The following is an 11,185-nucleotide window of genomic DNA, read 5'->3' on the forward strand; positions in this document are numbered from 1 at the left end:
AATGAAGTTTATAGGTATATTTATTGTTCTACTTTTTAGTTTTACAGCCTGTAAATCTTCGAAACAACATATTGAAAAAGCTTCTAATTCTAAGGAAGTTACTGAAAGCGAATCTTTGCAAAAAGACATGTCGAAGATAGATTCAACAGTCAATTCCTTTGTTTCTAATGAGGCCATAAAAACCGAACCCATTTCTGAGTCCAAAGCCAGAAGTATTGCAGACTATGCTTTACAATTTGAAGGGGTAAAATACAAATGGGGCGGCACCACGAAATCAGGAATGGATTGTTCAGGATTAGTTTTTGAATCTTTTAAAGCCCATGATATCATTTTACCTCGCATATCCCGGGATATGGCTAAAATTGGTGAAAAAATTACCTTAAAAAAGGTTCAGGAAGGCGATTTATTATTCTTTAAAACCAGAAATCGGCGTAATACCATTAACCATGTTGGATTAGTTATAGATACTAATAGCGATATAAAATTTATACATGCTACATCAAGCAGCGGTGTAATTATTTCTAAGCTTTCAGAAAATTACTGGGAAAAAGCATACATAGAGGTAAGAAGAATATTATAGTTTTGTATATTTATTGGGTATATGAAATTACTCAATTTTGCAATAATTAAATTGTGCTTTTGCTTCATTATTGGAATTATCATTGCTTTTTTTATTCCAATTGATTACACCTATAGTATTATTGGCACACTGTTCTTGATTATTAAACTTACTATTTCATACTTTCTGGCAAAAAAGAAATTTACTAAAAGCATATGGTTTGGAATTCTAAGCCTCACTACTATGATTTCTATTGGAATTCTGACCAGTAATTTACACAATCAGAAAAATTTTAAAAATCATTATACAACAGTCATACCTATAGTAGAACCTGATTCTCTCTATCCCATCTCTTTTAAAATCCGTGAAGCACTTAAGCCAAACAAATACTATCAGAAATATGTTGTAGACCTGCTTGAACTAAAAGGCCAGCCAGTATCGGGAAAACTTTTACTTCATATTAAAATAGATAGTCTAAAACCGTTACTTCAGGTAGACGACATCCTTTTTAGCAAAACACCAATTAAACCAATACAAACTCCTTTAAACCCTAACCAGTTTGATTATAAATCCTATTTAAAGAAACGATATATTTATCATCAATTAATTTTAGAAAGAAAGGAATTATATAAAATAGAGCATTCTTCTTCATCCATTTTAGGATTTGCTAATTCTATTAGAAATCACATAAGTTCCAAGCTTAGTAAACAGAATTTTTCAAATGATGAACTCGGTGTAATCAAAGCACTATTTCTTGGTGAACGGACTGACATAAGTGAATCGCTATATGAAAATTACAAAAATGCCGGAGCGATTCACATACTAGCAGTCTCTGGCCTTCATGTTGGAATTATTTTAATCATTCTCAATTTCATATTACAGCCCATAGAACGGTTTAAATATGGTAGACAATTGAAAACTATTCTCTTAATTATTACTCTATGGCTATTTGCTATTGTTGCAGGTTTATCTGCATCTGTTACACGAGCCGTAACCATGTTCAGTATTGTAACCATAGCTTTAAACCTAAAACGACCTACTAATATTTACAATACCTTAGCCATTAGTATATTTGTAATTTTATTGTTTAAGCCTATGTTTCTATTTGATGTAGGCTTTCAACTTAGTTATGCAGCTGTATATGCTATAGTCGCTATCGACCCACATTTAAATAAAATCTGGTCACCAAAACACTTAATCACTAAAAAGTTATGGCACACTCTAACAGTTACCATGTCTGCTCAACTTGGCATCCTTCCTTTAAGCCTTTATTATTTTCACCAATTTCCAAGTTTATTTTTTATTTCAAACCTCATTATAATACCATTATTAGGTATTATTCTAGGATTTGGTATTCTAGTCATTTTACTTACCATTCTAAACTTACTTCCCCCATTTATAGGAGAGACCTATAGTTTCGTTATTAACAGAATGAACCTATTTATTACTTGGGTCGCCGAACATGAGCATTTTATTTTCAAGCATATTTCTTTTAATATATATTATCTTATTATGAGCTACTATTTGATTATAGCTAGCTTCAGACTAATTACGAAATACAACAACTCCAGACTAAAGACTTTTTTGATATCAATCATTGTTTGTCAGATTACGATACTTTACACTCAAGCGATTAAGCCTAAACATCAATTGGTAATTTTTCATAGCAACAAACATAGCTTAATAGGTAACACCAATAACAATTTAACCGCCATATCATCTGAAATGGACTGTATTACAAATACCATGACGCAAACCGTTAAAAATTATCAAGTTGGCAACTATATTAATAACACCATCAAGAACTCTTTAAAGGACTTTTATTTATTAAACAATAAGAAGCTTTTAGTAATTGATAGTTTAGGAGCTTACAATATTAAATCCTTCAAACCTGATTACATCTTATTAAGACAATCACCCAAAATAAATTTGAAACGTTTAATTGACTCTATACAACCGAAATACATCATTGCTGATGGAAGTAATTACAAATCGTATGTAGAGCAATGGAAAATAGTTTGTAAAAATAAAAAACTCCCTTTTCATAGCACTTATGAAAAAGGAGCTTTTATAATAAACTATTAAAAGTAAATTATTGAAATTCCGGTTTGAATGCCAAATAATAGGAATTAAACTCCTCCTGTGTCTTAATAGATTTATGGTCGTCTTCCTTAAACATTTTTAAATACAACTCTAATTGTTGTGGTTTTTGATACCCTTTAATTGGTGCCAACATTTCACCTTTTTCATCTAAAAAAACAATGGTTGGATAGGCCTGAATCTGAAAATACCTTGCCAGCTCATGTAAAGAATTTCTACGATTGGCTAATTCGGGTTTATAGGAAGGATTTGAAAAGATCTTCCCCTTATAGTTTATTTCCCCATCACCTTCTGCATTAAACTTTACGGCATAGTAGTTTTGATTTACATAATCGACAACATCTTCATTATGAAATGTGTTCTTATCTAACATTTTACAAGGACCACACCAATTGGTATACATGTCCATCATAATTTTTTTTGGTGTTTTCTTTTGAAGCTCTATAGCCTCTTCAAAAGACACCCAATTAATTTCCTGCCCAAAACTACCTAAGTGGGTAAAAACTATAATAAATAATAAGAAAACTATCTTTTTCATAATAAACTAAGTTGCAAAACCTATACCGAACTTACAAAAAATGCTCCATAATTGGAGCATTTTAAATATAATTTCATGTTTTTTTCGATTAACGAACACCATGCATAAGTTTTTTTAACACGGGATTTAATCCAAAAATTAACAGACCAGACACTATAGGTACAATAGTAAAAATCAGGAAAAAGGTAGATAAACTATACTCCTGAGTAATTTTCTCAATCTGACCACCAAACACAGCGGCTAATTTATTTCCAATAGCAATCGCCAAATACCACATACCAAACATTAGGGCTATCATACGTCCTGGCACCAATTTACTCACGTACGACAGTCCAACTGGTGACAAACATAATTCACCTAACGTATGTAATAAATATGCTAATATTAACCAAATCATACTCACTTTAACTCCTTCAGCCACACCGTAAGATCCAAATGCTAATAAGCCAAATCCACCACCCATGATGATTAATCCTAAGGCATATTTTCCAGCTGCCGAAGGATTATATTTACTTTCGAACCATTTAGAGAACAAAGAAGCAAATACTATAATAAAGAAGGAATTCAAAATACTAAACCACGATACGGTAATTTCACTTACATCGGCCGTAAACTCTCTTACTAGCATCCAAATTACGATACTCCACATAGCTAAGAAACAAACGACCAATACAATATTAGAGTAAGGTATCTTCTTAAAAGTCTTCTTCCATAAATCGTATAAAACGTAAGTAATAATCAATAATGGAATTACAGTTAACAACCCATTAATCACATTAAATGTTAAAGCAGAATTACCTTCTAATACGCGATCAACATTATCTCGGGCAAATAGAACTAATGACGAAGCCCCTTGCTCAAAAGACATCCAGAAGAACACCGTAAAGAATGCGAATATGATAAAGGCCAACATACGATCACGTACCACTGCCGTATATCTTAAAATACGCCCTATTACTAAAAACAAGAATAAGACCAGACCTATTAACACCGCCACATATTGTCCTTCTACATCGCCCATTTTAAAGGCAGAAAACATATCTAAATTAGCAATTTTAGACATTGGATCATTAATAGCATAGCCCAAACCAATAACAGCACAAACAACAATTAATATTTTATCTAATAATGTAAAAGGGTTTTCCTTTTTAGTTTCAGCTTCTTCGTTAAGCTCTGCAATATGATCATCGGCATCCATTACATCTTCAACCTCATATTCCTTTGTTGGTTTTTTACCAATTTTTCCAAACAAATTACCTGAAAACGAAAACTGTAATGTTCCTAATAACATAAAAATTCCAGCCAAACCAAAACCATATGACCAGCCAATTTTCTCAGCTAAATAACCACATAGCATCATTCCGAAAAATGCTCCAGCGTTTACTCCCATATAGAAAATAGTATAGGCACCATCCTTTTTCTCTGGATGGGTTTTATACATTTCCGAAATTATCGAAGTAATATTAGGTTTAAAAAATCCAGTACCCACAACTAACAAACCTAATCCTAAGTAAAGAAAAAATTCAGTTTCGATGGCCATACTAGCATGTCCTAAAGCCATGATAATAGAACCAATAATAACAGCCCAACGGTATCCGGTTAATTTATCGGCAATTATCCCACCCAATATAGGTGTAATATAAAGTAACATGGCATAGGTACCAAACAAGGCTCCTGCATTTTCAGCGGACCAACCCCACCCTGGATTAGCTCCTACTACCGCATAAGTTAAAAAATTTACTAAAAGCACACGCATTCCATAAAACGAAAAACGTTCCCACATTTCAGTAAAAAATAATACAAACAATCCTGCCGGGTGGCCTAACACCTTATCCTTAAAAAGATTATCAACGTCTGTTGTCATAAAAAATATTTAATAGTTATAATTAAGAAAACCCTCTTAATGAGAGGGCATTTATTTTAATTTTTTGCTAGTTCCAGTTCTTCGGCATCCATTATTTCACGCTCGTTATCTTCAACGCCATGCGTTAATTTCTCCAGTTTCTTACGGAATATCATCACTCCTAAACCAAAAAGCACACTAAATATAGCAATACCAGTAAAAATGGTTAATTCACCAACGCCTTCAGCGGATTCTCCTAACAGTCCAGCAAGTTTATTTCCAAACCCGGTCATTGCAAAATAAACGCCCATCATTAGAGAGGCGTATTTTACTGGCGCTAATTTTGTAATATAAGATAAAGCTACTGGCGATATACAAAGTTCTCCAATCGTGTGAAATAAATAAGCTAATACTAACCAATACATGGCAGATGCTCCCGTATTATTATATTCCACGGCCGCCGCCGACATGAAAAAGAATCCTGTTCCCATTATAATAAGTCCGAGTATCATCTTAAATAAAGATGTTGACAATAAGCCTTTCAACTTCCTTTTAGCCCAAAATGCCGCTACAGAGGTTCCTAGAAAAATAATGAACATGGCATTTAACGACTGGAACCATGATGCTGGTACTTCCCACCCCATTAGCATTCTGTTGGTATTTTCTTTGGCGTAAATATTCATTAATCCTCCAGCCTGCTCAAATGCACCCCAAAAAACAATTACCAATAAGAAAGAAACAAATAATACAATTACACGATCTCTTTCAATAGGAGTTAAAGGTTTATTCATCGCTTCTTTATCTGTTTCATTTTCCGAGGTTCCTAAAAAGTTTCCAACTTGTTTTAAATACTTTTGTCCCAGAACATATTGCAACAAACCTAATCCCATTCCAATACCCGCTAATCCGAAACCGTAATGCCAGCCATGAACTTCTCCTACGTAACCAACAATTAAACTTGATAAAAATGCTCCTACATTTATACCAATATAAAAAATGGTAAATCCTTTATCTCTTCTTATATCACCTTGCTTATATAATCCACCAACCATAGTTGAAATATTCGGTTTTAATAAACCTACTCCTAATATGATTAAGCCTAAACCAGAATAGAAAGCCCACATCTGCTCAATAGCCAAAACACTATGCCCTGCCACTAATAAGATCCCTCCATAAAGCACAGATCTTTTCTGACCAAAAAATTTATCGGCTAACCAGCCTCCCGGAATAGATGCCACGTACACTAACATCGTATACCAACCGTAAAGCGCTAAAGCTTCACCATTAGACCAACCTAAACCAGCATTGGCATCACTAGTAGCTTGCACTAAATATAAAACGAGAATTGCACGCATTCCGTAATAAGAAAAACGCTCCCACATTTCCGTAAAGAATAAAACGTATAAACCTACTGGGTGTCCGAAAAGTTCTTTTTGATGTGGTTGTTTTACTAAATTTGTCATAAATTTTATATTGGTTATTTTTTAATTTTAGATTGTTTAAGTTATTATTTATTGGCAGTCTCAATCTTATCTCCCAATTTAGCGTCGATGAAGTTAGTCATTTTTTTATAAAGGTGTAATCTGGTATTACCACCATAAATGCCATGATCTTTATCGGGATATATAGCCCAATCAAATTGCTTATCGGCCTGAACTAAAGCTTCAACTAAACGCATGGTGTTTTGCACGTGCACATTGTCATCTCCAGAACCATGAATAAGTAAAAAGTCACCTTTTAATTTTTCCACATGATTTAAGGGCGAATTATTATCGTAACCACTTGCATTGGTTTGTGGCACTCCCATATAACGCTCGGTATAAACAGAATCGTAAAATCGCCAGCTGGTAACCGGGGCTACTGCAATAGCCATTTTAAAAATATCGTTACCTTTAAATAGACAGTTACTACTCATAAAGCCACCAAAACTCCAACCGAATATTCCAATTCTGGAAGCATCAACATAGGGCAAATCACCTAATAACTTAGCCGCGCCAATTTGATCTTCAACTTCATACTTACCTAATTCATTCTGGGTGATTTTTTTAAATTCAGAGCCTTTAAAACCTGTACCGCGTCCATCAACACAGGCTACGATATACCCTTTCTGTGCTAGATATTCAAACCAATAATCATTTGCACTATGCCATTTATTCACTACTTCTTGAGAACCAGGACCTGAATACTGATACATAAATAGCGGATACGCCTTATTTTCATCAAAATCTGCAGGTTTAATCATCCACATATTAAGATTGTTACCATTTATCTGAATCGTAGAAAATTCCTTTGTAGAAATAATGTAATTTGAAAGTTTGGCCTCCAATTCCTCATTAATTACAATATTCTTTATGACATCTCCAGACTTGGCATTATTTAAAGTGTACCGAGGTGGTGTTGTAGCACTTGAAAACGTATTAATGAAAAAAGAAAAATCTGCACTAAAGGCTGCGTCATTAGTCCCTTCTGTTTTTGTTAATCGGGTTTTACCTCGACCATTTAATTTAACCGAATACACATCACGGTTAATAGAACCATTTTCTACCGATTGATAAAAAATTCTGTTCGTTTTTTTATCATAACCATAATAATTAGTGACCTCCCAACTCCCTGTAGTTACTTGATTTATTAATTTACCAGACTCTGTGTAATGGTAAATGTGATTATAACCGTCCTGCTCACTGGTCCAAATAAAACTATTGTCTTCTAAAAACGTTAAATCGTCTGAGATAGCAACATAGGCGTTATCTCTTTCTTCTAACACTATATGAGACGTATTATCGTCTGTATGAATCATCCACAAATCCAGATTATTCTGACCGCGATTTAAATATTGAGCACTTAAAATATCGGAGTCGTTGGTCCATTTTATACATGGGATATAGAAATCTTCATAGTTTTTATCTAAATTAACTTCTAACGTTTTATCGGCGGTAAAATCATAAATATGTAACGATACTTTCGAATTAGCTTCTCCTGGTTTTGGATATTTAAAAACCTGTTGCGTTTGATACAGTGCTTTCCCGTAAATATCCATTGAAAATTCAGGCACATCAGTTTCATCAAACTTTATATAGGCTATTTTATCACTATCAGCATTCCAATCGAAGGCCCGTACAAATGCAAATTCTTCTTCATAAACCCAATCGGTAATACCGTTAATTATTTTATTCTTTTCACCATCAAAAGTTATTTGTTGGGTCTCACCAGAAACTAAATCTTTTACAAATAAGTTGTTTTCATAGCCGTATGCTATTTTAGTACCATCGGGTGAAAAAGTAGGCTCTTGAATTTTCTCTTCGGAAACTTTAATCAACGAACCATCACTAATAGTATAAACGAAATAATGTCCTAACACCGAACGCCTGTAAACCGACTCTTCATTGGTTGCCAAAAGCACTTTAGTTTCATCTTCACTAAACTTATAATCTGAAAAGTACCTAAGGTCAGGAATGCTTCTGGAATCGACCAAAGTTTTTACCTTCTCTAAAGTTTCGTAGTTGTAAATATCGATTGTTGTTGCATAGGTGTTTCTATCGAAATTAAAAACGGAGTATTGCTTACCGTTAGCCATAGAGTGCAAAACATCCATATGCTCAGCGCTAAAGCTCCCATCCCATATCTCTTCAAGGCTGATGTTTTTTGTTTGTGCGAACAAAACACTGGTAAATAACAGACAGACTTGTAAGGATAATTTTAGGTATTTCATTAAAAAAAATATTTATTTCTTAAAAGGTCGCCAAGTTTACTAAAAATTACGCAATAAACCATTCACATTAACACTTATATAACGTCTATTAAATAAATTACACTTTAATTATTCCTGTTAACTGTAGTATCTTTGCCTTGTTAATTAAAATTTTATGAGTAAATCTATTGCTGGTTTTTCGAAACTATCTAAATCTAAAAAAATTGATTGGATAGTAGATACCTATTTTTTAAATGCTGAAAACGCACAAAAAATTATAAAACAATATTGGAATACCAACGAAAAACTACAACAACTGCACGACGAATTTATTGAAAACACCATAACGAACTACTACCTACCTCTGGGAGTCGCTCCGAACTTTTTAATCAATAATAAGCTGTATACCATTCCCATGGCTATCGAAGAAAGTTCAGTAGTTGCAGCTGCCAGTAAAGCAGCTAAATTCTGGATGGATCGTGGTGGATTTAAAACTCAAGTTATTTCGACCACTAAAATTGGTCAGGTGCATTTTATGTATCATGGCAATGTTGAAAGCTTAAAAGCCTACTTTAACCATGTAAAACCTAAACTAATTGAAGATGCCCAGCCCATTACCAAAAACATGGAAAAGCGCGGCGGAGGTATATTAAATATAGAGCTACGCGATAAAACGTCAGAAATCCCAGGTTACTTTCAATTACATGCTTCTTTTGAAACGCTTGACGCCATGGGAGCTAATTTTATAAATTCTTGTCTGGAGCAATTTGCTAAAACTTTTAAAAGTGAGGCTTTAAATTTTGATGCCTTTACTACGGAAGAAAAAATGATTCAAGTTACCATGAGTATTCTTTCTAATTATGTGCCTGAATGTTTGGTACGCGCCGAAGTTAGCTGTAAGGTTGAAGATTTAAGTGATTCTGACGCTATAGATCCTGAAGAATTTGCAGAAAAATTTGTTCAGGCTGTAAAGATTGCTGAAGTTGAACCATATCGTGCCGTGACTCATAATAAAGGTATTATGAATGGTATTGATGCCGTTGTTTTAGCCACTGGAAATGACTTTAGAGCTATTGAAGCCTGTGCACATGCCTACGCTTCAAGAAATGGATCTTACGGAAGTTTAAGTCATGCTAAAATTGAAAACGGCCAATTCACATTTTGGATTGAAATGCCATTAGCTTTAGGAACTGTTGGAGGACTTACTGGACTTCATCCTCTAGTAAAACTATCGTTAGAATTATTACATCATCCTTCAGCTAAGGAACTCATGGAAATTGTTGCTGTGGCTGGCTTAGCCCAAAATTTTGCTGCTTTAAGATCGCTCACTACAACTGGTATTCAGCAAGGACATATGAAAATGCATTTAATGAACATTTTAAATCAGTTTGAAGCGACTCTAGAAGAAAAAGAAGTTCTGGTAAAACATTTCGCAAACCATACCATTTCACATAGTGCCGTAGTTAAAGCCATTGAAAATTTAAGACAATAATCTTATGCGATTTTATTCAAACGGAAAGCTTTTACTAACTGGAGAGTATCTCGTTCTAGATGGTGCCATGTCTTTAGCTATACCAACTAAATATGGACAATCTTTAAACGTCACTCCTATTACTGAGAGGCAACTTATTTGGCAAAGTTTGAATAGTGACCGCAGTATCTGGTATAAAGGTGTTTTTAATATTCTAAATAACGGTATTATTACAACTAGCAATACAGATGACACTTCGAAACGAATTATCCAAATAATTAATGCCATTAAAACTTTAAATCCGAATTTTTTAAATACTAATCAGGGATTTAAAATAATAACGGAATTAAGCTTTCCAAAAGATTGGGGATTAGGTACTTCTTCAACTTTAATTAACAATCTAGCCCAATGGGCCCATGTTAACCCTTACGACTTACTAAAATTAACCTTTGGTGGGAGTGGTTACGATATCGCCTGTGCCCAAACCAATGGACCAATCACTTACCAAATAAAATCGAATACAAATTATATTGATAAGGTTGCATTTAATCCTGACTTTAAAGACCATTTATATTTTGTTTACCTAAATAAAAAACAAAATAGTCGGGAAGGCATAGCAACCTATAAATCGAATAAAAACACTATCGACAATGAAATAGATGAAGTCAATGCGATTACTAAAGCCATGATAGCTTGCAATTCTTTCAGTGAATTTCAAGATTTAATAGAGCGACATGAGGCTATTATTTCGAATATAATAAAACAAACACCTGTTAAAAAACGTTTGTTTTCAGATTTTCAAGGAAGCATTAAAAGCCTTGGAGCCTGGGGAGGTGATTTTGTTCTAGTGACTTCAGAAAATAATCCTACCCCGTATTTTAAGAATAAAGGCTATCATACAGTACTTCAATACAGCCAGATGACACTTTAAAAGGCACTTCACTATTAAAATATATAAATAAAAAAGGGGCAAGTAAACTTGCCCC

Annotated in this window: 8 protein-coding genes; 4 read left to right on the forward strand and 4 right to left on the reverse strand. The window is 33.8% G+C overall.

The genetic code is table 11. From position 1 onward, the window contains the following. Position 1: 1 nt before the first annotated feature. Together H611_RS0104305 and H611_RS0104310 are read left to right on the forward strand one after the other, a co-directional pair. Positions 2-580: a C40 family peptidase gene (locus tag H611_RS0104305; RefSeq protein WP_027137195.1), complete on the forward strand. Its 579-nt coding sequence runs from the start codon at positions 2-4 to the stop codon at positions 578-580. A 21-nt stretch (positions 581-601) separates the two neighbouring features. Then, positions 602-2,644 (forward strand): ComEC/Rec2 family competence protein, encoded by a 2,043-nt coding sequence (locus H611_RS0104310; protein ID WP_027137196.1) that lies wholly within the window; start codon positions 602-604, stop codon positions 2,642-2,644. A gap of 7 nt (positions 2,645-2,651) precedes the next feature. Here H611_RS0104310 and H611_RS0104315 read toward each other — a convergent pair whose 3' ends face one another. The 4 genes from H611_RS0104315 to H611_RS0104330 form a co-directional block, all read right to left on the reverse strand. Continuing rightward, entirely contained in the window at positions 2,652-3,197 is a 546-nt protein-coding gene (locus H611_RS0104315) for a thioredoxin family protein (protein WP_027137197.1), read from the reverse strand. A gap of 88 nt (positions 3,198-3,285) precedes the next feature. Beyond that, positions 3,286-5,061, reverse strand: coding sequence for a peptide MFS transporter (locus H611_RS0104320; RefSeq protein ID WP_027137198.1), 1,776 nt, complete (start codon positions 5,059-5,061; stop codon positions 3,286-3,288). Positions 5,062-5,117: 56 nt separating this feature from the next. Further along, positions 5,118-6,503 (reverse strand): peptide MFS transporter, encoded by a 1,386-nt coding sequence (locus tag H611_RS0104325; protein ID WP_027137199.1) that lies wholly within the window; start codon positions 6,501-6,503, stop codon positions 5,118-5,120. Positions 6,504-6,547: 44 nt separating this feature from the next. Continuing rightward, entirely contained in the window at positions 6,548-8,749 is a 2,202-nt protein-coding gene (locus H611_RS0104330) for a S9 family peptidase (RefSeq protein ID WP_027137200.1), read from the reverse strand. A 154-nt stretch (positions 8,750-8,903) separates the two neighbouring features. Here H611_RS0104330 and H611_RS0104335 point away from each other — a divergent pair, with 154 nt between their 5' ends. Together H611_RS0104335 and H611_RS0104340 are read left to right on the forward strand one after the other, a co-directional pair. Further along, the gene (locus tag H611_RS0104335) at positions 8,904-10,220 is read left to right on the forward strand and encodes a hydroxymethylglutaryl-CoA reductase, degradative (RefSeq protein WP_027137201.1); all 1,317 of its coding nucleotides are present in this window, start codon (positions 8,904-8,906) and stop codon (positions 10,218-10,220) included. 4 nt (positions 10,221-10,224) lie between these two features. Next, positions 10,225-11,130 carry a GYDIA family GHMP kinase gene (locus H611_RS0104340; protein ID WP_027137202.1) on the forward strand — a complete coding sequence of 302 codons (906 nt, stop codon included), beginning with the start codon at positions 10,225-10,227 and terminating at the stop codon, positions 11,128-11,130. Positions 11,131-11,185 lie beyond the last annotated feature (55 nt).

This window comes from Gaetbulibacter saemankumensis DSM 17032, from assembly GCF_000425645.1.
In the GTDB taxonomy this organism is placed as follows: domain Bacteria; phylum Bacteroidota; class Bacteroidia; order Flavobacteriales; family Flavobacteriaceae; genus Gaetbulibacter; species Gaetbulibacter saemankumensis.

Coding starts and splice junctions, on each gene's coding strand:
- H611_RS0104305 (WP_027137195.1), top strand. CDS start 2: ATGAAGTTTATAGGTATATTTATTGTTCTACTTTTTAGTTTTACAGCC.
- H611_RS0104310 (WP_027137196.1), top strand. CDS start 602: ATGAAATTACTCAATTTTGCAATAATTAAATTGTGCTTTTGCTTCATT.
- H611_RS0104315 (WP_027137197.1), bottom strand. CDS start 3,197: ATGAAAAAGATAGTTTTCTTATTATTTATTATAGTTTTTACCCACTTA.
- H611_RS0104320 (WP_027137198.1), bottom strand. CDS start 5,061: ATGACAACAGACGTTGATAATCTTTTTAAGGATAAGGTGTTAGGCCAC.
- H611_RS0104325 (WP_027137199.1), bottom strand. CDS start 6,503: ATGACAAATTTAGTAAAACAACCACATCAAAAAGAACTTTTCGGACAC.
- H611_RS0104330 (WP_027137200.1), bottom strand. CDS start 8,749: ATGAAATACCTAAAATTATCCTTACAAGTCTGTCTGTTATTTACCAGT.
- H611_RS0104335 (WP_027137201.1), top strand. CDS start 8,904: ATGAGTAAATCTATTGCTGGTTTTTCGAAACTATCTAAATCTAAAAAA.
- H611_RS0104340 (WP_027137202.1), top strand. CDS start 10,225: ATGCGATTTTATTCAAACGGAAAGCTTTTACTAACTGGAGAGTATCTC.